Genomic DNA, 21460 nt, shown 5'->3' with positions numbered 1-21460 from the left:
AATGTCGTTGGTTTCCATTATTATGCCTGCGTTTAATGCTGAAAAAACGATAGAAAACAGCATTCGCTCAATCCAAAACCAATCCTATACAAATTGGGAGCTGCTTGTTACAGATGATAGCTCAACAGACTCAACTGCTAAAATTGTACAAGAGCTTGCCTCTAATGATAAACGTATAAAGTATACCCTGAATAAGGGAGCATCAGGGGCTTGGTCAGCTAGAAATAACAGTATAAAAGTGGCTCAAGGTGAATACATTGCTTTTTTAGATAGTGATGATACATGGTTACCTAATAAGTTAAAAGCTCAAATTGAAGCGATGAACATACATAATGTAAACGCTTCACACAGTGCATACTATCGCGTAAACGAGTCTGGCGATGTTCTTAATATAAAAAAAATTAAGTCACGTGTAACTCTTAAGGATATGCTAAAACAAAACTGTATAGGTAACTTAACAGGCATATACAACGCTAAATTGCTTGGTAAATTTTACCAACAGCACATAGGGCATGAAGACTATGCTATGTGGTTAAATATAATAGAAAAAACAGACTCTATAGGTATTGAGGAGCCCGTTGCGAATTACTTAGTTGCTACGAATAGCTTATCAAGTAACAAGTTTAAGGCCGCAATGTGGCACTTTAAGATACTTAAGAGTAGTAATAAGGTTGGCCCTTTGAGTGTTTGGTATTATTTCCTATGTTATGTTGTGAACGCAGTTAAGTCTCGCGTGTAAAATACATTCTTCTTAATCCGCAATGTTTAATCTACCTTCTTTCTTTTTAGCTTTTCTAAACTGGTTTCATTCAGCAATTTCAAGTTCATAGACTTACCGATTAAAATTAATAACGTTTACTGGTTGTTTTAAAAAAGTAGCTTGATAATTAAATCGTCACAAAAATAAATTAGCGTAGTAAGTAAATACAGCAGCGCGTTGTTTTTACTTACGAGCAATTATGAACATAACAATTGTGGGTACGGGTTACGTTGGTTTATCAAATGCGATGTTGTTGGCTCAGCACAACAATGTAGTCGCTTTGGATATTGTTGAAGAAAAAGTGGCATTACTGAATGCAAGTAAATCACCCATATCAGACACCGAAATAGAAAATTTCCTTGCGAATAAAAAATTAAACTTTACGGCAACAAAAGATAAGTTTTTGGCTTACGAAGCAGCTGATTTTGTAGTGATAGCAACACCGACAGATTACGACCCTGAAACTAATTATTTTAATACCCAGTCAGTTGAAGCAGTTATAGCAGATGTGCAAGCTATAAAACCACATGCTGTTATCGTGATAAAGTCGACAGTACCAGTTGGCTTTACCGAAAGCATAAAACAAAAGCTAAAAACCGATAACATTATTTTCTCGCCAGAATTTTTACGTGAAGGCAAAGCCCTTTACGATAACTTGCACCCATCGCGTATTATTGTTGGTGGGCACTCAGAGCGGGCTAAAGTGTTTGCTAATTTATTGGCACAAGGCGCCATTAAAGAAAATATTGATATTTTATTTACTGACTCAACCGAAGCCGAAGCGATTAAGCTATTTTCGAATACCTACCTTGCTATGCGTGTGGCTTATTTTAATGAGCTTGATAGTTATGCTGAAAGTCATGGGTTAAATTCCAAACAAATAATTGAAGGTGTGTGTTTAGATTCACGCATTGGTAGTCATTATAACAACCCCTCTTTTGGCTATGGTGGGTATTGTTTACCTAAAGACACCAAACAATTATTAGCTAATTACCACAACGTACCTAATAACATGATTCGTGCGATTGTTGATGCAAACTCAACACGTAAAGACTTCATAGCAGAGTCAATTATTGCTAAAAACCCTAAAGTTGTGGGTATTTATCGTCTTATTATGAAAACCGGTTCAGACAACTTCAGGGCATCTGCTATCCAGGGAGTAATGAAGCGTATTAAGGCTAAAGGGATTCAAGTCATTGTATTTGAGCCTGAGCTACAAGAAAGTACTTTTTTTAACTCTAAAGTGACACAAGATCTCAATGAACTAAAAATAAGTGCAGATGTAATTATTGCAAATCGTATGGTTAAAGAGTTGCAAGATGTTGCAGAAAAAATATATACACGAGATCTGTTCGGAAATGATTAGGTTAATGACAGAAAAAGCATGAAATATTATAATAGACACGCCAGAACTCTATGCGTATAATCGCCGACTCATAAAAAGCAATCCTTTTGGATTGGATTTAAGGAAAATGAGCATTTTAGGTGTGACTATGGAAAGTTGGTACTTACTTTTTTGCAAAGCAAAACAAGAGCTAAGGGCTCAAACAAACCTACAAAACCAAGGTTTTGAGGTATTCTTTCCCGAACATAAAATAGAGCGTATTGTAAAGGGACGCCGTTCTATTAAAACATCTCCTCTTTTTCCGAACTATTTATTTATTAAGTTAAACACACAAAATTGTAATTTTTCTGCGGTAAAAAATACGCGGGGCGTAAGCGGTTTTGTAGCTTATGGCAGCAAGTTTCAAATTGTTCCTGAACAGTTAATTTCTCAACTCCGTTCTTTTGAAACAGCGTGCGAAGTAAAATCAGACTTACCTAAAACGGGTGATGTGGTTTATTTAAATACCGAGTCATTTAAAAATGTTCAAGCCATATACCAAGAACCCGATGGCGACATGCGCAGTATTTTGTTAGTTAATTTATTGAACAAACAAGTCACCGTAAGTGTAGATAACAAAGAGATTAGTTTATAAGTTCTACGAGTAATCTTGTCGGAATGGCCGCAGGGACCATGCTTGCGTGGCGTGGAAAAATTTATAAGTCGTGATTCAACACGACATTAACGTAGGAACGGCTTTAGCCGTGAATAGGATAAAAATGTTCGGCGTTAAAACGCCTCCTACGGTGTCGGCATTATACTACAACGCGTAAAAAGACAAAAATTAGCAAAAAATCAGTACGTAGGAACTGCAACCTAGGGGCGGAAGCGTGTCCGAAGGACTAGACAAGCAAAAAGTTTTGCTTTCAAGCGTGAGCGAGAGGAGCTCTGCGACGAACTGGAACGGAAGCTGTCCGAAGGACTTATAGAGCTCCGAGCCGCGAAGTACGATATGCGAGCTTATTTATTTCGCGCGAAAGTATCAAATGTGGTTCAGCGTTAATCCCCCTCTACGGTGTATGAATATCGCGTTTAGGAACTGCTTTAGCTGTGAAGGGATTATAAGTAACGAGTTACAAGAAGCGAGATACGAGCTAAATTGAGCTGGTTGTTTAATACCGCTGAATGGGTTCGCCTTTTCGGCGTTAAAACGCCTCCCACGTGTGTGATGCGTATCACTTGTAGGAACTGCTTTAGCTGTGAAGGGATTATAAGTAACGAGTTACGAGAAGCGAGATACGAGCTAAATTGAGCGGGTTGTTTAATGTCGCTTAAAAGGTTCGCTCTTTCGGCGTTAAAACGCCTCCCATGTGTGTAGTGCGTGTCTTTTGTAGGCGTGAAATTTATTTCGCGCGAAAGTATCAAATGTGGTTCGGCGTTAATCCCCCCCTACGGTGTATGAATATCGCGTGTAGGAACTGCTTTAGCTGTGAAGGGATTATAAGTAACGAGAAGCGAGATACGAGCTAAATTGAGCTGGTTGTTTAATGTCGCTGAAAAGGTTTGCTCTTTCGGTGTTAAAACACCTCCCACGTGTGTAGTGCGTGTCTTTTGTAGGCATGAAATTTATTTCGCGCGAAAGGTCAAATGTAATTCGGCGTTAAACACCTCCTACGGTGTATGAATATCGCATGTAGGAACTGCTTTAGCTGTGAAGGGATTATAAGTAACGAGTTACGAAAAGCGAGATACGAGCTAAATTGAGCTGGTTGTTTAATGTCGCTGAAAAGGTTCGCTCTTTCGGCGTTAAAACACCTCCCACGTGTGTAGTGCGTGTCTTTTGTAAGCGTGAAATTTATTTCGCGCGAAAGGTCAAATGTAATTCGGCGTTAAAACACCTCCCACGTGTATGATGCGTATCACTTGTAGGAACTGCTTTAGCTGTGAAAGGGTTATAGCAACGAGTGACGAAAAGCGAGTTACGAGCTAAATTGAGCTGGTTGTTTAATGTCGCTGAAAAGGTTTGCTCTTTCGGTGTTAAAACGCCTCCCATGTGTGTAGTGCGTGTCTTTTGTAGGCGTGAAATTTATTTCGCGCGAAAACACTAAACATAAAGAAAAAGCAATCGGTACTAAAGAACCTCGATGCATTCATTAACTATTTTGCAAAAAACTGTCACAAGTGAGCGTTTACTAAACACTCAGTCTTGCGAACCAATGGTTGCCATGCTTTAATTAGGCAGCAAAAAAATAAACAGTTGTGGGTTTATTTAAACTGGACGTTTTAAAAAATTATTTGGGAAATAACAATGGCGCTTAGCTGTAAAACAATTGTGACGTCATTTGCGTTACTAGCAATGACTGGCTGTACAATCATCCCCGGTAGCCATTTTGAAGGAATCGAATCGGGTGAAAAAGTAGATAACCTTGAGAAGGAGCTCGATAAAGTCAATATTCAAATCATCGACTCTTCTTTAATTAATCAGCAAAAACAATCTCAAGTTACACATACTAAACCAACAAGCTTAGACGGTGTTGATACCTCTGACTATCAATATAGATTAGGCGTTGGTGATGTACTAACGATAGGTGTATGGGATCACCCAGAGCTTACAATACCAGCGGCTGTTCAGCGTACTGCCGAATTTGATGGCTTTCGTGTTCAAGCCGATGGCACAATTACGTATGCATATGCACCAAATATTCAAGCGGCTGGCAGAACAGTACAAGAAGTACACGCAGAACTTGTTAAGCGCTTAAGCCGCGTTATCGAAGATCCACAGGTCGATATTAAGATAGTTGGTTTTAGAAGCCAAAAAGCCTATGTCACGGGCGAGGTAAATAAACCAGGCGTACTACCAGTAACCGAAATTCCACTTACATTAATTGATGCATTAAACCAAGCCGGTGGTTTAACTGAATCTGCCGATTGGCGAACAGTGACATTTACACGCGGTGATAAAACCGAAGTTATTAAATTAGATGACTTTTACGCTAAAGGTGATATTTCACAAAATCGTTTGTTAAAACATGGCGATATTGTTCACGTAAACCGTAACGATATGCAAAAAGTGTTTGTATTAGGCGATGTTAAGCGCGCTGGTACAGTGGGTGTTAATCGTTATGGTTTAAATTTAGCGCAAGCATTAAGTGATGCGGGTGGTTTAAACGAAAACACGGCAGATGCTAACGGTGTTTTTGTACTACGTAAACGCAATTTAGAAACCGACGGTGTAATTGCCGATGTATATCAACTGCATGCTAAAAATGTGGCGGCTTTAGTATTGGCCGAGCAGTTTAAGTTACAACCTCACGACATAGTATATGTAACAAGTGCACCGCTTGCCCGTTGGAACCGTGTAATAAGCTTACTACTGCCTTCTGTTAGCACTGTAGATGCAGTAAACGACGTAGCAAACACAAACTAAGGGTTAAATGGTATGTTTGATTCTGTATTAGTTGTGTGTGCCGGCAATATATGCCGCAGCCCAACCGCCGAATATGTTTTAAAAAGCAAACTGCAAGGCAAAAATGTAACTGTATCGTCAGCGGGATTAACTGCCCTTGAAGGAAAACCAGCTGATGCCCAAGCTCAGTTAATTGCAAACGAGCATAATATTGATATGAGCGCGCATCAAGGTAGGCAAATTAACTCAAACCTTGTTGCAAATAATAGCGTAATACTCGTGATGGAGCAGCGCCACATAAATGACTTATGCGCGCGTTACCCGCAGGCACGCGGTAAAACATTTTTGCTTGGTAAATGGGTAGGCGATAAAGAAATACCCGATCCTTACCGTCAAAGCCAAGAGGCTTTTAAGCATGTTTACGAATTAATCGATAGCGCGTGTAGCGCTTGGCAAAAGTATTTATAAGGAAAGGCTAGTACATGAATGCTCAGCCCACTGCATTAGCAGCAAATAAACAAAATAGAACCCAACAAGAACAAGCAAGCCAAGAAATCGATTTAATGGCGTTATTAGGTGCATTAATTGACCGCAAATACTTTATAGCGGCAATTACGGCAGCGTTTATGGCTGTAGGTGTGTTTTACGCGGTTTTTTCTACTCCGGTTTACCAAGCAACAGCCATGATACAAGTTGAAGATGGTGGCGCATCGGTACCAGGCTTTGATGACATGGCAGGTATGTTCGAAAGTACCTCTGCTGCGGTAACCGAAATAGAGTTACTAAAATCGCGCTCTGTTATTGGCGAAGCCGTCGACACATTAAAGCTCGATATTATTGCTGAACCAAAGCTGTTTCCTGTAATTGGTAACAGAGCGTTTCGTAAGTTTACTCCAGTAGAAAATGGTGACCTAGCGGAGCCTAGTTTTGGGGCAAGCAGCTATGCCTGGGGTGGCGAGAGCATAAACGTATTTAGGTTTGACGTACCGCGTTCAGCAATCGGTACAGGTTTTACCTTAGTTGCTGGTGAAGGCACTGGCAATAATAAACAATTTACACTTTTAAATGGTGACGGCGACGTTATTTTAAAAGGTAAAGTGGGCGAAGAGCTAACAAATGGTAAATTTAACGTAACAATTCGCAGTTTAATCGCCCGCCCTGGCACCAAGTTTACGCTTTTACGTCAAGATCGTTTAAATACTATTTTAGATTTACAAGCAGCAATTGGTGCAAGCGAAAAAGGTAAAGACTCAGGCATTATTAATTTAAGCTTACAAAGCGAAAACGCGGGCTACGCCGAAAAAGTGCTCGATAAAGTGGCCGCTATTTATGTACGCCGCAATGTAGAGCGCAATAGCGCCGAGGCACAAAAATCACTCGAGTTTTTAGAAGTACAGTTGCCTGAGGTTAAAAAGCAGCTTGAATACGCCGAGCAGCGTTTTAACGACTACCAAATAAAGCGCCAATCAATCAACATTACACTCGAAACGCAAGGCGTACTAGAGCAAGTGGTAGAGCTTGAAACTAAATTACAAGAGCTAGAGCTAAAGCGCTTAGAGCTAAGCCGTAAATTTAAAGACAGCCACCCAACGTACCAAGGGGTGCTTGAACAAATTGAAGCGGTCGAAAAACAAAAGCAAAACCTAGTGGGCGAGGTAGGCAACCTACCCGAAACTCAGCAAGAGTTATTACGCTTAAAACGCGATGTAGAAGTAAGCAACCAAATTTACACATTGTTACTAAGTAAAACGCAAGAGCTCGATATTGTGCGTGCAGGCACCGTAGGCAATGTACGTATAATTGACTACGCCGAGGTTAATACCTCAAAACCGGTTAAACCTAAAAAAGCACTCATTGTTGTTATGGCAACTATGCTGGGCGGTATGCTAAGTGTAGCGATTGTATTAATACAAAAAGCGATACATAAAGGTGTCGAAGACCCTAACGAAATTGAGGCGCTAGGCCTGCCTGTATACGCAAGCGTACCGTATTCAGACTACCAAGATAAACTAACTGGTTTTAGCAAAGCTAAAAAAGGCCGTAACAAACCTAAAACCATACTGGCGGTTGATAACCCAGCTGACTTATCAATAGAGGCATTACGTAGCCTTCGTACCAGCTTGCACTTTGCTATGATGGAGTCTAAAAATAACCTGATTGCAATTTCGGGCCCAAGTCCAGGTGTGGGCAAGTCGTTTATATCGGTTAACCTTGCAACAGTACTGGCGCAAAGTGGTAAAAAGGTACTGATTATCGATGCCGACATGCGTAAAGGTTATTTGCAAACCCAATTTGGCATGCAATGGGACGATGGCTTAAGTGATTACCTGTCGGGCCGTTTAAACCTAGAGCAAGTAACAAAGCACTCGCAAGTGCAAGACCTCGACGTAATTACACGGGGCCAAATACCGCCAAATCCGTCTGAGTTATTAATGCACAGTAACTTTAGTAAACTAGTCGAAGAAATAAAAAGCAAATACGACATTGTAATTATTGATACACCTCCAATTTTAGCGGTAACAGACCCAGCGATAGTCAGTGCCCACACGGGCACAACATTGCTAGTAGCACGTTTTGGCCAAAACCATGCGCGCGAAATAGACCTTACCCGTAACCGCTTTGAGCAAAATGGTATTGACGTAAAAGGCGTGGTATTCAATGGCGTATTACGTAAAGCAAGCAATGCATATGGTTACTATGGTTATTACAATTACGAATATAAATCGGGTGGTAATTAAGCAGTTAAATTGTTTTATTTGGAGTAAAGCTGCTCTGCTTTTGAGTTGTGATAATGAATTATCTGTTCATGTTTAGTGAAAGGTGGTTTTGTGTTTTGGCAGTATAAGTATTTTTTAAATTTAAGAGAGTATTAAAATGCGCGATTCATTAACGGATCTAAAGATTGGCATAATAGGCTTGGGTTACGTAGGTCTCCCATTAGCAGTCGAGTTTGGTAAAAAGTACCCTGTGCTAGGTTTTGATATTAACCAAAAACGAGTCGATGAGCTAGAAAAAGGGCATGACTCAACGCTTGAAGTTAGTGATACAGAGCTTGCAGATGTTAAGCATTTAACGTTTTCGTGTAATAAGCAAAATTTAGCTGAATGCAACGTTTATATTGTAACAGTGCCAACGCCTATCGATGAAAGCAATGCGCCTGACTTAACACCACTTCGTAAAGCATCTGAATTACTGGGGGAGTTTGTTAAAAAGGGTGATGTCGTTATATACGAATCAACCGTTTATCCCGGAGCAACAGAGGAAGTGTGTTTACCAATCATCGAAAAAGTATCAGGCTTAAAATTTAATGAAGACTTTTTTGCAGGTTACTCACCTGAACGAATTAATCCTGGTGATAAAGTAAACACGCTAACTAAAATAATGAAAATTACGTCTGGCTCAAACCCAGAAGTTGGTGAGTTTGTAAATAAACTATATGGCTCTATCATTACTGCAGGTACTCACTTAGCGAGCTCACTCAAGGTCGCAGAAGCTGCTAAGGTCATTGAGAACACGCAACGAGATTTGAATATTGCAATTATTAATGAATTTGCAAAAATCTTTAATCGCTTAGGTATTGATACAGAAGAAGTGTTAAATGCGGCGGGGACTAAATGGAACTTTCTAAAATTTAAACCTGGGCTTGTTGGTGGGCATTGTATTAGTGTTGACCCTTATTATCTTACACATAAGGCACAAGAAGTGGGTTATCGCCCCGAGGTTATTTTAGCGGGCCGTCGTATTAACGATGGTATGGGGGAGTATGTTGCTACCCAATTAGTTAAAAAGTTAGCCAGCAAAAAAATCCATATTGATGAAGCAAAAGTATTAATTTTAGGATTCACTTTTAAAGGCGATTGCCCTGATGTACGGAATACAAAAATTATTGATATTGTTAAAGAGCTTCAAGATTTTAATATGTCGGTAGATGTATATGATGGTTGGGCAAACCCGGCTGAAGTGAAGCATGAATATGGTGTGGAGTTAATTACCACGCTAGAAAAAGGCAAATATGATGGTGTTGTTTTAGCTGTTGATCACTCTGAATTAAAAGAAATGGGTGAAGCAAACTTACGTGCATTAGGTAAAGAGAACCACGTTTTATATGATGTTAAGCACGTTCTAAAACCACATGAAGCCGACATCAGACTATAAAGGAATTAAAATAATATGAAAAACTTTGCCCTTATTGGTGCTTCAGGTTATATCGCACCGCGTCATTTAAAAGCAATAAAAGAAACTGGTCATAACTTATTGGTTGCAATGGATATCAACGATTCTGTGGGTATTATGGATAGCCACTTTCCTGAAGCGGAGTTTTTTACAGAGTTTGAAGACTTTACCGCATACGTTGAAGACCAAGCAATGCAAGGAAATAAGATTGACTACATTTCTATTTGTAGCCCTAATTACTTGCACGCGCCTCATATGAAGTACGCATTAAAAAATGGTATTGATGTCATATGCGAAAAACCATTGGTTTTGCATTCTGAAGATATGGATATTTTAAAAGAGTACGAACAAAAATATGGTGCTAAAGTGAATTCAATTTTGCAATTACGCTTGCACCCATCAATTATAGCCTTAAAAGAAAAAGTTGCTGCCGCGCCTGCAGGCACTGTTTTTGATGTCGATCTAACGTATATGACATCTCGTGGCAAATGGTACATGAAATCTTGGAAAGGATTTGACCATAAATCGGGTGGTGTAGCGACCAATATTGGTGTTCACTTTTATGACATGCTGCATTTTATTTTTGGTGAGTTAAAGCATAACGAAGTTCATTTTAGAGACGAAAAAACGTCAAGTGGTTACCTTGAATATGAACGTGCGCGCGTAAAATGGTTTTTGTCAATTGACGCAAATAACTTACCTGAAAACGCTGTAAAGGGTGAAAAACTAACTTACCGTAGTATTACCATAAATGACGGCAGTAACACAGAAGAGCTAGAGTTTTCGGGCGGTTTTACTGATCTACATACACAAAGTTATCAAAATATTTTAGCAGGTAACGGCTTTGGTGTTGATGAGAATCGTGTGGCAATTGAAACAGTCGAAAAAATCCGTGAAATGCCAATTGCAGTTGCGAGTGATAAAGCGCACCCCTTACTTTCAAAGGTACTTTAACCATGAATTATCATGTACACGATAGTGCCATTGTAGATGATGGCGCAAAAATTGGTGAAAATACACGTGTTTGGCACTTTGTTCACGTATGTGGTGGTGCTGAAATTGGTGAGGGCTGCTCGCTAGGTCAAAATGTATTTATTGGTAATAAAGTAACCATTGGCAATAACGTTAAAATACAAAACAACGTGTCGGTTTACGATAATGTTTACCTAGAAGATGATGTGTTTTGCGGCCCTAGTATGGTGTTCACTAATGTCTATAACCCGCGCTCATTTATAGAGCGTAAAACAGAATATCGCAATACGCTTGTTAAGCAAGGTGCAACACTTGGCGCTAACTGCACAATAGTATGCGGTGTGACAATAGGTGAATACTCTCTCGTTGGTGCTGGTGCTGTGATTAATAAAGATGTAAAGCCTTTTGCGTTAATGGTAGGTGTACCTGCTAAACAAATAGGCTGGATAAGCAAGTATGGTGAGCAATTAGACTTGCCACTTGAAGGGAACGCTATTGCTACATGTGAGCACACAGGTGAGCAATACAAATTAGAAAACGGCTTTGTTTCGATTCAATAATTTTTAGAAGTACTCATAAATGCAATTCATAGATTTAGCTGCGCAATACCAGCACTTAAAAACTAAAATAGATAAGCGTATACAAACAGTGTTAGACCATGGCCATTATATAATGGGGCCAGAAGTGCAAGAGCTTGAGGACCAGCTTGCAAGCTATGTGGGTGTTAAGCATGCCATTACCTGTGCAAACGGTACAGATGCTTTAACGCTTGCTATGATGGTGTTAGGTATCAAAGAAGGGGATGCTGTTTTTTGCCCAACATTTACCTTTTTTGCAACGGCAGAAGTAATCGCGTACGAGGGGGCAACTCCAGTATTTGTTGATTCAGATGAGGCAACATTCAATATTTGCCCTGTCGATTTAGAGAAGCGTATACAGGCGACGATTGCTGAGGGTAAATTAACGCCAAAAGCGATTATTGCGGTTGATTTATTTGGCTTACCAGCAAATTACCCCGAGATTCAAAAAATAGCAGATAAGTACAATTTAAAGCTAGTTGAAGACGCGGCGCAAGGGTTTGGTGGTGAAATTGATGGCAAACGAGCTGGTAGCTTTGGCGATATAGCCACTACGAGTTTCTTCCCAGCTAAGCCTTTGGGTTGTTATGGCGATGGTGGTGCTGTTTTTACTAATAATGATGAGTATGCAGAGTTACTAAAATCGTACCGTGTACATGGAAAAGGCAAAGACAAGTACGATAATGTACGCATTGGTATGAACTCTCGCCTTGATACGATTCAAGCGGCAATTTTACTGGAGAAGCTAGCAGAGTTCCCAACCGAGCTTATTAACCGTAATAAAGCAGCTGCAAATTACGAGGCTCAATTAGCATCAAAATACAAAACGCCTCAAGTTCCATTAGGTTATGTTAGTTCATGGGCACAATATACGATAGTGTCAGATAGCCGTGATGTTGAAATGGCGAAGTATAAAGAGCATGGCATACCGACGATGGTTTACTATGGAACCTGTATGCATGAGCAGAGTGCATTTAGTCATTTAGGTTATCAAGCTGGTGACTTTCCGATTGCAGAAAAGCTTGCTAAATCAGTATTTAGTTTGCCTATGCATGGGTATCTTTCTTCAACAGAACTGTTAAATGTTAAATAAACAGTATTTTTCGAGAATACTAAATATCCCAATAGTTAAAAATATTGGGATATTGGTTGGTGGTACAGCTTTCTCCCAATTAATAGGCATAATAGCTCTACCTATTTTAACGCGGTTATACACACCTGAAGATTTTACTGTGTTAGCTACGTTCAGCTCGATATTAGCAATACTAATGGTTGTATCTTGCTTGCGATTCGAAATAGCTATACCAATACCAAAAGATGAAGAAACTGCAATACAGTTACTTGCTCTTTCTATTCTTAGTGTTGTTTTTATAACGATTCTTTCTCTAGTTGTTGTATTTGTTGGCGAATCGCAAATCAATGATTTGACCAATAATAGATTGAATGAATATCTATGGTTAATACCCATCGGAGTTTTTTTTGCTGGGCTTTATAAAGCATTACAGTTTTGGACTACAAGAGTTAAGGGGTACAAACTAATTGCGAAAACTCGTATGAGTCAATCGCTAAGCGCTGTTGCAATTCAAATAGGCTGTGGTTCTTTTGGATTGGCTCCGATAGGATTATTGATAGGACAAATAGTAAACTCTGGTGCAGGTTTTTATGGATTATTAAAGAGTTTCCTGAGCAGTCATAAGCTTAATTGGAAAAGCTTTAAAATTATTAAGTTAAAGGGCACTTTCACCCGTTATGATCGTTTTCCTAAAATATCAACTTGGGAAGCCCTATTCAATAGTGCAGGCATACAGCTTCCGTTGCTTATTATTGCCTCATTTGCGATAGGTGAAGAGGCTGGTTTTTTGATGCTAGCTATGAGATTGCTGTCTGCCCCAATGGGTCTTATAGGGGGATCAGTGGCACAAGTTTACCTCTCAGATGCGGCTGTTAAACATCAGAACGGTGACTTAAAAGTTTTTACTAGAAAAATAATTTTCAATTTACTTAAGGTTGGCCTTATTCCTTTCTTATTAATTGGAGTTTGTTCACCATTTCTCGTCCCTGTTTTTTTTGGAGAGGATTGGCAGAGAACCGGTTTCTTAATTTCTTGGATGATACCTTGGTTCTATATTCAGTTTATAGCATCCCCTGTTTCAATTTCTCTTCACATATGCGGCTTGCAGGGGGTTGCTTTGTTTTTGCAGCTTTTTGGTTTGTTATTACGAGGTGGGGGCGTGATTTTTTCTTTGCTGTACTTCCCTGATTGGGTCGGTGAGATATACGCTTTAAGTGGCTTTTTATTCTACTTAATTTATATTGGTATTATTTTGAAAATGATTAGTGATTTGGATTCTTAAATGGAAAAAATTTTATTTTTAATACCTCGAGGAATTAAAGTAGGTCAACCATCTTTTGAAAGGATTACAACATTTAAAGAATATTATAAAGAATCAGGCTATTGTATAAATGAAGTGTATGTACCTAATACGATCTCTGAGAAGTTGAGGCTGTTTGTATATATCTTTAAATATAGATATAAATATGTGTTTATTAGTATGCCTCCATTTTCAAATTGGTGGTTGTTCTTATTGCCTTTTATAAAAATAATTTTAGATGTGCGTGATGGTTGGTCAATAGCTATGAAGACAGGATATGGTGGGATGGCTAGGCCAAATAAGTTAAAAGCTTTTATAGGGCAGTTGATTGAGCGGCAGGCTTTAAAGTTAGCTTACAGAAGAATTACATGCACTCCCGGTTTGGTTGGTTACTTGCAACAACTTTCTAATGTAAATTTAACTTATATACCAAATGGTATTTCACGTGTTGATTATGATGTAGTGTCAAAAATTAAAAAGAAGATTGTTCATAAAAATGATATAAAAGAAAATGAATTTATCTTATGTTGCGCAGGTCAATTTTCTGAATATGGTAAAGAAAAAGTTATTAATATTCTAGATAAGCTTTATGAAGAGGCGAATAGAACTAAATATAGCATTGTAATCCAGCTTATAGGTTCTTCAATGGATAGAAATGATTGGATAAAGTGCTACTTGTTAGATAAAAACTATAATAATATAACTATTCAAATATTACCGCGAATGGAAAAAATGGAAATGTATGAGGTGATATTGAAAGCAGATATGTGTTTAACTGTTGTAAGAGACCCTGATTACGAGTTTGGTACGAAGGTTTTTGACTATATTCTTTGCGGTAAATATATTTTTAATTATTTTGACAATGAAAATAATTTTTTATTGGAATTCGATCATGTAATGAGCTCAAGCTTAACACGTAATTCATTAGAGGGAGTCAATACCTCCGAGCTTCGACGAGACTTAATTATTAATTCAAAAAGTAGAGAGATAACTCTTTGATTACTGTTTCTTTATTTATTGTTATTTCTTTCCTAGTTTGCAAAATTATTTTTTACAAAAGTGAAAGTTTCTTTGTTAAGCCAGATATATTTAGGTTAACTTTTTATAGAGATTTTCTTTTGTTAACCATGATTCCATATTTATATTATATTTATGATGGAAGGTATAAAGATCATTATATTTTAGGGCAGTTAAATAATGATAGTTATTTTAATATTGCCGCTTTATTTGCTTTTGTTTTTATTGTTATTTTTCTGCTGACCTGTAAGTTGCTAACGCCACTTTTCTCCGTGGGAGTAAGTAAATTTAACTATAAGATAAATTATGGACGAGCCTTTTTTACTCTGAATTCTTTAATATTGATATCATCATTATACTTTATATTTGTGTCTATTCGTTTTGATGGTGGGTTAATAGGGCTTTTAAAGTTCTCTACCTCCAAACTAGAAGTGTTGCGCTCTAATTACACACATGGTGGAGGTTTCTTTACTTTTAATAAATTAGTTCTGAAGTCATGGATTCCAATGCTTAGCTATTTAAGTTTTTATTTGTACATAAATAGAAGAGCGGAATATAAATCAATTGATGTGGTTTTTCATTGGGTTAGTTTGGTTTTAGGGGTTTTGTGTTCTATTTGGTTTTTTGAAAAGTCGGTCCTATTCTTTTATTTTTTTGGCTTGATTGGAATTTATATTTTTTCCGGTGGTAAACTCACCAAAAAAATAACACTATTCACACCTGTTTTAGCCTTTTTTTTAGTGTCAATAATGTATATCTTGGTTAATCAAGATAAAATCGTTAATAATCAGTATTTATTTGATATTATTCTTCATAGGACAAGTACTCAAGCTACTGGAAGTGTGATGGCTGTTCATTATTTCGAAACTCATGAGTTTTTGTATCTATCAGGTATATCGAATTCTTTAGCTGCTTTAGTAGGTGAGACTTTTCAATCACCTTACGCACGTTTAATTGATTATTATGTCCCTGAGTATGCAGAGACATCAGGGGCTTTATCTTCTTTTGCTGTTGGTGAGGCATATGGGTTGTTCGGGATTTATGGGGTTATTATTTCTGGATTCGTTGTTGGTATATATTACTCTTTCTTTGAAAGTATTAGGGAGTCAGATTTTTTCTCGGTTACTTTTATTGGTGTTTATGGTCTTTTTTACTCTCATTTTTATGTAGCATCATCATTTTATAGTTTTTTATGGCCAGTTGGATTAGTGTATCAAGTGTTTCCATTTTTTTTAATTGGTCTTTTTATATGCAAAGTTAATAAAGGGAAAGGGTAATATGAAAGTGTTACTATTAACAGACAGTAATTCAATTCATACTCTTCGTTGGGCTAATGGGTTGGCGTTAAATGGAGTTGATATTCATCTAGTATCTATGCATAAACCTTTGGATGGTTATGATGATAGAGTTAAACATTATACGCTCCCATTTAAAGCACCACTTGGTTACTTTCTCAATATTTTTGAGTTTAATAGCTTGCTGGAGAAAATAAATCCAGATGTGCTAAATGTTCATTATGCTACAGGCTATGGAACTTTAGGTGCTTTTCATAAGCGCTACCCATCCTTATTATCGATTTGGGGGAGCGATGTTTATAAGTTCCCTTTTAAAACTATTTTTCATAAATATTATTTAAAGTTTATATTATCAAAATACAACGCTCTTGCATCTACGAGTGAATGTATGGCTACTCAAATAAGAAAGTTTAATAAAAATAAACAAATTTTCATAACCCCATTTGGAATTGATACTGAAGCTTTTCGAGAAGTTCGAAAAAATAGTTGTGATGAGATTATTATAGGTACTGTTAAAACTTTATCTTTTAATTATGGAATTGATGTTCTTTTGCATGCGTTTAAATCGCTTTTAATGGAACTTCCTTCTAACTTAAAAGTAAAGCTCGAAATAGTCGGAGGAGGAGTTGATGAATGTAAATTAAAAGATTTAGCTTCATCATTAGAGATTACTGATAAAGTTAAATTTTTAGGTCAAGTTTCTCACTCTCAAGTTCCATATTATTTAAATAATTTCGACATTTATGTTGCGCTAAGTAGATTTGAAAGTTTTGGAGTCGCTATACTTGAAGCAAGTGCTTGTAGCATACCTGTTGTAGTTTCTGATGCTGATGGACCGAAAGAAGTTACAATAGATTGTGTGACAGGCTTTGTTGTTCCTAGAAATAATCCACATGAAGCTTCTTTAAAGTTAAAGAATTTGGTTATGGATAAATCATTAAGGGAAAGGATGGGGGGAGAGGGTAGGGAACATGTAATCAGAAATTATACGTGGGCGACGTCATTAAAAAAAATGATTGAAGCCTATAGTTATTTAAGCAAAGGGAGTTAGATGTTCTTCTTTGGTTGGCTGCTTATCTCTATTTGATATGGCAGTTTATTACTCTTGTGTCCTCTTAACTTTGTTTTAATAGTTATCTTTTAATTGATATAAATATACTATGTATCTTTTTCTTTAGGGTTGATAAATGTTGGATTTTTATAAGAATGTTTTAGTCTTAGCGCCACATACAGATGATGGTGAGTTAGGCGCAGGTGCAACAATAGCTAAATTGATTGGGTTAGGTGCAAAAGTTACATATGTTGCTTTTTCTACAGCTGAAGAGTCTGTACCAGATGGGTTGCCTAAAGATATATTAAAAACAGAAGTAGTAAAAGCAACTGCTCAGTTAGGGATAAAGCCTGAAAATTTAATTATATTTAATTATCAAGTTCGGAAGTTGAGTTATCATAGGCAGCAAATACTTGAGGATTTGATAGCCCTTAGGAATCGATCTTCATTTGATTTAGTTCTCACCCCATCACTGCATGATATTCATCAAGATCACTCAACGATTGCCCAAGAGACTTTAAGGGCATTTAAAAACACAACGATTTTAGGCTATGAGTTAATTTGGAATAATTTAACTTTTGATACTAAGTGTTTTGTAAAATTAGAAGAAAAACATATTGATGCTAAGCAAAAAGCTTTAGAACAATATGAGTCTCAAGGGAAACGTAATTATTTAGCCAGAGACTTCACATTTTCTTTAGCTAAAACCCGAGGTGTACAAGTTGGTGCAGAGTATGCCGAGTGTTTTGAAGTGATAAGAATGTTTTTATAGGGACGCAAATGCAATACAAAGTTGAAGGTAAAATAACAGCCTTAGAGTTAGCTGAGGCTTTAGGTTTGCAGCTTAAAGGCAGCAAATCTCAATTGCTCTTAACAGTTGGTAGTTTATCTAATGAAAGCTCATCGGTTTTAAAATTTTCAACTAAGAACCAAGACAAGTACCTAAATGGAATAGTTATTGGTGATATAGATAACAACGCAGAGTCATTAATTATTTCAGATAATCCTCGTTTAGATTTTTGCAGAGCATTACAATATTTAGTTGATGTTTCAATACTTGTAAATGATTCAGGTAAATCATGTATACATCAAACAGCTATAATAGCTGACTCAGCTATTATAGAGCCGGGCGTTAATATAGGGAAGAACACTGTAATTGAACATAACGTAACCATTCACAAAGGTTCTGTAATTGGTGACAATACAATTATTAGATCTAATACCGTGATTGGCGCTCAAGGCTTTGGCTTTGAAAAAAATGCGGATGGTTCATGGATTCGGTTCCCTCACCTTGGTAGGGTTATTATTGGTAGTAATGTTGAAATAGGTGCTTTAAATAGTGTTTGTGTTGGTGCGCTCGATAACACTATCGTAAGTGATGGAGTTAAAACAGATAACTTAGTTCACATTGCTCATAATTGTCAAATAGGGAAAAACTCAATTTTAACTGCCTGCACAGAGTTAAGTGGTGGAGTAACTTTAGGAGAAGGGGTATGGATGGGTCCGAACTCCTCTACAATGCAAAAAATAACCATTGGTGACTTTGCTGTTGTGGGCTTAGGTAGTGTCGTGACAAAAAATGTAGAATCGGGACATACAGTTGCTGGTGTGCCTGCTAAAGTAATAAGGAGAAGCTGATGAAAACAGTATTGATTACAGGTGGTACGGGTGGGATTGGAACTGCTTTAGTTAAAGCTTTTGTTAATAAGAGTTATCACGCTTTTGTTACTCATACTCATAAAACAAAAGAAACATTAGACAGTTGGTTATTTGAAAATGAACTTAGCTCAAACGATATCACTTTTTTACCTCTGAACCTTAACAATAGAAATGAAGTTGAGCTTCAGTTATCGGCTTTATTAGGAAAATCCAATGTTGATGTTTTGATTAATAATGCAGGGATTACCGCCGATTCAACTTTTTTAAAGATGAAGTCAGAACAGTGGGATAACGTAATAAATACTAATTTAACGTCTTTGTTTTCTGTTACTCAACCAATTGCGCGCTCAATGGTTGAGAATGGTTTTGGTCGAATCATTAATATTAGTTCTATTAATGGTTTAAAAGGGCAGTTTGGTCAGTGTAATTATTCTGCTGCTAAGGCGGGGATTATTGGTTTTTCTAAGTCTCTGGCTCAAGAGTTAGCACCGAAGGGCGTGTCGGTAAATGTTATAGCCCCTGGTTATACAATGACACCTATGGTTGAGAGTATGAGAGAGGATATTCTTGAAAAAATCAAAGGTAATATACCGACGAAGCAATTAGTTTTATTAGACGACTTAGCTAAAGCAGCTTTGATGATCGCTGAAAGTGGTATGTCATTAACGGGAGAAACAATCTCTGTTAATGGCGGCCAGTATATGTGTTAATTTTATGAATATTTGGTATATACATCCTTATGCGGGCAGCCCTAAGTATGGAATGTCTTTCAGGCCTTATTATCTCGCAAAACACTTTAACAAGTTAGGTCATAACACAACAGTTATTTCATCATTAAAGCATCACCTTTGCTCATTACCTTTTAAAAAACCAGGTCTTGTTGATGTAGAAGGAGTGAAATATTTTCTTCAAAACTCTATCGACTATCAGGGCAATGGAGTAAAGCGCTTACTTAATATGCTAATGTTTGGTTTGGGTTTATTTGGGAAGCATTTTAGGACTTTTAGCAAAATAAATCCCCCTGATGTTATTATTGCTTCAACAGCGCATCCTTTTCATCTGTTGGCAGCAAAGTATTACAGTAAAAAATACAATGCGAAACTAATTCTTGAAGTAAGAGATATTTGGCCTTTAAGCCTCCAAGAGTTAGTTGGAATATCTAAATATCATCCTCTTAGTGTTTTAATTAATGCGTTTCAGAAGTTTGGCTATAAAAAATGTGATCACTGTGTATCGTTATTAGAAAACTCTGAATCATTCTTCTTAAATGAAGGTCTTAAAAAAGGAAAGTTTAGCTGTATTCCAAATGGTATTGAGTTATCAAGTGAGCATGAAAAAGAATCTGAAAATTCATCATTGAAGTCACAGCTTAGTATCGCAATTTCAAATTTTGATACTGTTATAGGTTATACTGGTGCGTTAGGTATACCGAATAATTTAATGCCTTTAATAAATGCAGCTGAAAAATTTAAGAAATATAATATTGGTGTTTTGTTAGTTGGTGATGGAATTCAGAAAAAAGCGCTAGAAGAAAGAGTGGCTGAGTTGCAGTTAGATAATGTAGTTTTTTTTGGTAAGGTTCCTAAAAATTTTGTGCCATATGTAATAGATTCATGTGATGCAATGTTTATTAACGCTATGCCAAAAGAACTTTATAAATTTGGTATTTCACCAAATAAGATATTTGATTATATGATGCACGATAAATTAGTATTTAATGGAATAGACTCTCCAAATAACCCTTTAGAAAAAGCAGGGTGTGAGATCAACTTCCCAGCTAATGATTATTTGTCGTTAGCCAATAAAGTTATTGACTTCCATAAAAACAAAGAAAACTTCTCTATAAATTCATCTGAATTTGTTCGGAGACAGCACTCTTATGCTCAACTTGCTAAAAATTATGAATCACTGATGGAAAGTTTAGTAGGATGAATAAAGTAATTCTGACTGGAGGCAGTGGTTTTATAGGGCAGCACTTACACGAAAGTTTGCTAAAAAATTCATGCAAAGTTTATTCTTTATGCAGAGAAGAGCTATCTGGTAAGAATAAATCAATATCAGAATCAGATTTTTTTGATACTAATACGCATGAAAATGCTGATACTGTTATTCACCTTGTCGGAGCCGCACACAACCATTTCTCTGACAGTGAAGCTAATTATATAAATTTTGAGTTAACTAAAAAGGTCATTGAGCGTGCAGTTTCACTTAATGTAAAAAGGTTTATTTTTTTAAGTTCTGCGAATATATATAAAGAATGTAAAGATACTATACAAATTGATTCTCAAATTGAAGTTGATAGCTTACCTAATACTATGAAAAGCAAGCTTTTATCTGAACAGTATATTCAACAAGTTGCTAAAAATAATGATATTGAGGTTGTTATTATTAGAAGCCCTCTTGTTTATGGTGAAAATGTCAAAGCTAATTTTGCTTCATTAATGAAATTTGTTGGTAAAGGGTTTCCGTTACCATTTAGATTAATTAATAATAAACGAAGCTTAGTATCGATTTATAATTTAGTTGATTTAATACAAGTGTGCATACGCCATCCGAGTGCCGCTAATCAAAAGTTTTTAGTAAGTGATGATCACGATTTATCAACGGCAGAAATGGTCGCGCTAATGGCAAAGGTTCAATGCAAGCCAAACTTGGCGCTTCCAGTGCCTGTTTGGTGCTTTAAATTAGCAGGTAGCTTATTTGGTAAAAAAGATGTTGTTGACAGGCTAACGGGTTCACTTCAGTTAGATATAACACATACAAAAAATACGCTTAACTGGTCTCCGCCTTACTCTGTCGAACATGGCTTTAAACTTGCTGCTAAACGCTCTTAACAAGAAACTAATGGATTTA

General features: G+C 37.0%; 19 protein-coding genes. All 19 read left to right on the top strand.

Translation table 11 applies throughout. The annotated features are described in order from the left end of the window. The first annotated feature begins 1 nt into the window (after position 1). Positions 2-739 carry a glycosyltransferase family 2 protein gene (locus tag GZH31_RS14680; protein WP_180311177.1) on the top strand — a complete coding sequence of 246 codons (738 nt, stop codon included), beginning with the start codon at positions 2-4 and terminating at the stop codon, positions 737-739. 220 nt (positions 740-959) lie between these two features. Continuing rightward, positions 960-2126: a nucleotide sugar dehydrogenase gene (locus tag GZH31_RS14675; RefSeq protein WP_180311176.1), complete on the top strand. Its 1167-nt coding sequence runs from the start codon at positions 960-962 to the stop codon at positions 2124-2126. Between the two features lie 127 nt (positions 2127-2253). Beyond that, on the top strand, positions 2254-2739 hold the full coding sequence (gene rfaH, locus GZH31_RS14670; protein WP_180311175.1) for a transcription/translation regulatory transformer protein RfaH: 486 nt from the start codon (positions 2254-2256) through the stop codon (positions 2737-2739). A gap of 1653 nt (positions 2740-4392) precedes the next feature. Continuing rightward, the gene (locus GZH31_RS14665; protein ID WP_075593920.1) at positions 4393-5511 is read left to right on the top strand and encodes a polysaccharide export protein; all 1119 of its coding nucleotides are present in this window, start codon (positions 4393-4395) and stop codon (positions 5509-5511) included. Between the two features lie 12 nt (positions 5512-5523). Next, positions 5524-5958 carry a low molecular weight protein-tyrosine-phosphatase gene (locus GZH31_RS14660; protein ID WP_118844695.1) on the top strand — a complete coding sequence of 145 codons (435 nt, stop codon included), beginning with the start codon at positions 5524-5526 and terminating at the stop codon, positions 5956-5958. A gap of 14 nt (positions 5959-5972) precedes the next feature. After that, positions 5973-8228: a polysaccharide biosynthesis tyrosine autokinase gene (locus tag GZH31_RS14655; protein WP_180311174.1), complete on the top strand. Its 2256-nt coding sequence runs from the start codon at positions 5973-5975 to the stop codon at positions 8226-8228. 136 nt (positions 8229-8364) lie between these two features. Then, positions 8365-9645 carry a Vi polysaccharide biosynthesis UDP-N-acetylglucosamine C-6 dehydrogenase TviB gene (gene tviB / locus GZH31_RS14650; protein WP_180311173.1) on the top strand — a complete coding sequence of 427 codons (1281 nt, stop codon included), beginning with the start codon at positions 8365-8367 and terminating at the stop codon, positions 9643-9645. Between the two features lie 15 nt (positions 9646-9660). After that, positions 9661-10617 (top strand): Gfo/Idh/MocA family protein, encoded by a 957-nt coding sequence (locus GZH31_RS14645; protein ID WP_180311172.1) that lies wholly within the window; start codon positions 9661-9663, stop codon positions 10615-10617. A 2-nt stretch (positions 10618-10619) separates the two neighbouring features. Beyond that, positions 10620-11195, top strand: coding sequence for an acyltransferase (locus tag GZH31_RS14640; RefSeq protein ID WP_180311171.1), 576 nt, complete (start codon positions 10620-10622; stop codon positions 11193-11195). Between the two features lie 19 nt (positions 11196-11214). Further along, a complete protein-coding gene (locus GZH31_RS14635; RefSeq protein ID WP_180311170.1) occupies positions 11215-12306 on the top strand; it encodes a DegT/DnrJ/EryC1/StrS aminotransferase family protein in 1092 nt (363 codons plus the stop codon). Beyond that, positions 12296-13567, top strand: coding sequence for a lipopolysaccharide biosynthesis protein (locus GZH31_RS14630; protein WP_180311169.1), 1272 nt, complete (start codon positions 12296-12298; stop codon positions 13565-13567). The genes GZH31_RS14635 and GZH31_RS14630 overlap by 11 nt, the downstream gene beginning before the upstream one ends. Beyond that, entirely contained in the window at positions 13568-14584 is a 1017-nt protein-coding gene (locus GZH31_RS14625) for a hypothetical protein (RefSeq protein ID WP_180311168.1), read from the top strand. Then, complete coding sequence (locus GZH31_RS14620) at positions 14581-15879, top strand: O-antigen polymerase (protein ID WP_180311167.1); 1299 nt, start codon at positions 14581-14583, stop codon at positions 15877-15879. Before GZH31_RS14625 ends, GZH31_RS14620 begins: the two co-directional genes overlap by 4 nt. A gap of 1 nt (position 15880) precedes the next feature. After that, positions 15881-16948 (top strand): glycosyltransferase, encoded by a 1068-nt coding sequence (locus GZH31_RS14615; RefSeq protein ID WP_180311166.1) that lies wholly within the window; start codon positions 15881-15883, stop codon positions 16946-16948. Positions 16949-17084: 136 nt separating this feature from the next. Then, positions 17085-17720 carry a PIG-L deacetylase family protein gene (locus GZH31_RS14610; RefSeq protein WP_180311165.1) on the top strand — a complete coding sequence of 212 codons (636 nt, stop codon included), beginning with the start codon at positions 17085-17087 and terminating at the stop codon, positions 17718-17720. 8 nt (positions 17721-17728) lie between these two features. Beyond that, complete coding sequence (locus GZH31_RS14605) at positions 17729-18586, top strand: UDP-3-O-(3-hydroxymyristoyl)glucosamine N-acyltransferase (RefSeq protein ID WP_180311164.1); 858 nt, start codon at positions 17729-17731, stop codon at positions 18584-18586. Beyond that, entirely contained in the window at positions 18586-19317 is a 732-nt protein-coding gene (locus GZH31_RS14600; RefSeq protein ID WP_180311163.1) for a 3-oxoacyl-ACP reductase, read from the top strand. Before GZH31_RS14605 ends, GZH31_RS14600 begins: the two co-directional genes overlap by 1 nt. Before the next feature lie 4 nt (positions 19318-19321). Then, on the top strand, positions 19322-20539 hold the full coding sequence (locus tag GZH31_RS14595; RefSeq protein ID WP_180311162.1) for a glycosyltransferase family 4 protein: 1218 nt from the start codon (positions 19322-19324) through the stop codon (positions 20537-20539). Beyond that, on the top strand, positions 20536-21441 hold the full coding sequence (locus GZH31_RS14590) for an NAD-dependent epimerase/dehydratase family protein (RefSeq protein WP_180311161.1): 906 nt from the start codon (positions 20536-20538) through the stop codon (positions 21439-21441). The genes GZH31_RS14595 and GZH31_RS14590 overlap by 4 nt, the downstream gene beginning before the upstream one ends. Positions 21442-21460: the final 19 nt, after the last annotated feature.

It is taken from the genome of Pseudoalteromonas sp. JSTW, assembly GCF_013423925.1.
GTDB classification, from domain to species: domain Bacteria; phylum Pseudomonadota; class Gammaproteobacteria; order Enterobacterales; family Alteromonadaceae; genus Pseudoalteromonas; species Pseudoalteromonas lipolytica.
This window is presented reverse-complemented; position numbering and strand designations above follow the sequence as displayed.

Excerpts from the sequence above, each read along its gene's own strand:
- GZH31_RS14680 (WP_180311177.1), top strand. The coding sequence starts at position 2 with ATGTCGTTGGTTTCCATTATTATGCCTGCGTTTAATGCTGAAAAAACG.
- GZH31_RS14675 (WP_180311176.1), top strand. The coding sequence starts at position 960 with ATGAACATAACAATTGTGGGTACGGGTTACGTTGGTTTATCAAATGCG.
- rfaH (WP_180311175.1), top strand. The coding sequence starts at position 2,254 with ATGGAAAGTTGGTACTTACTTTTTTGCAAAGCAAAACAAGAGCTAAGG.
- GZH31_RS14665 (WP_075593920.1), top strand. The coding sequence starts at position 4,393 with ATGGCGCTTAGCTGTAAAACAATTGTGACGTCATTTGCGTTACTAGCA.
- GZH31_RS14660 (WP_118844695.1), top strand. The coding sequence starts at position 5,524 with ATGTTTGATTCTGTATTAGTTGTGTGTGCCGGCAATATATGCCGCAGC.
- GZH31_RS14655 (WP_180311174.1), top strand. The coding sequence starts at position 5,973 with ATGAATGCTCAGCCCACTGCATTAGCAGCAAATAAACAAAATAGAACC.
- tviB (WP_180311173.1), top strand. The coding sequence starts at position 8,365 with ATGCGCGATTCATTAACGGATCTAAAGATTGGCATAATAGGCTTGGGT.
- GZH31_RS14645 (WP_180311172.1), top strand. The coding sequence starts at position 9,661 with ATGAAAAACTTTGCCCTTATTGGTGCTTCAGGTTATATCGCACCGCGT.
- GZH31_RS14640 (WP_180311171.1), top strand. The coding sequence starts at position 10,620 with ATGAATTATCATGTACACGATAGTGCCATTGTAGATGATGGCGCAAAA.
- GZH31_RS14635 (WP_180311170.1), top strand. The coding sequence starts at position 11,215 with ATGCAATTCATAGATTTAGCTGCGCAATACCAGCACTTAAAAACTAAA.
- GZH31_RS14630 (WP_180311169.1), top strand. The coding sequence starts at position 12,296 with ATGTTAAATAAACAGTATTTTTCGAGAATACTAAATATCCCAATAGTT.
- GZH31_RS14625 (WP_180311168.1), top strand. The coding sequence starts at position 13,568 with ATGGAAAAAATTTTATTTTTAATACCTCGAGGAATTAAAGTAGGTCAA.
- GZH31_RS14615 (WP_180311166.1), top strand. The coding sequence starts at position 15,881 with ATGAAAGTGTTACTATTAACAGACAGTAATTCAATTCATACTCTTCGT.
- GZH31_RS14610 (WP_180311165.1), top strand. The coding sequence starts at position 17,085 with ATGTTGGATTTTTATAAGAATGTTTTAGTCTTAGCGCCACATACAGAT.
- GZH31_RS14605 (WP_180311164.1), top strand. The coding sequence starts at position 17,729 with ATGCAATACAAAGTTGAAGGTAAAATAACAGCCTTAGAGTTAGCTGAG.
- GZH31_RS14600 (WP_180311163.1), top strand. The coding sequence starts at position 18,586 with ATGAAAACAGTATTGATTACAGGTGGTACGGGTGGGATTGGAACTGCT.
- GZH31_RS14595 (WP_180311162.1), top strand. The coding sequence starts at position 19,322 with ATGAATATTTGGTATATACATCCTTATGCGGGCAGCCCTAAGTATGGA.
- GZH31_RS14590 (WP_180311161.1), top strand. The coding sequence starts at position 20,536 with ATGAATAAAGTAATTCTGACTGGAGGCAGTGGTTTTATAGGGCAGCAC.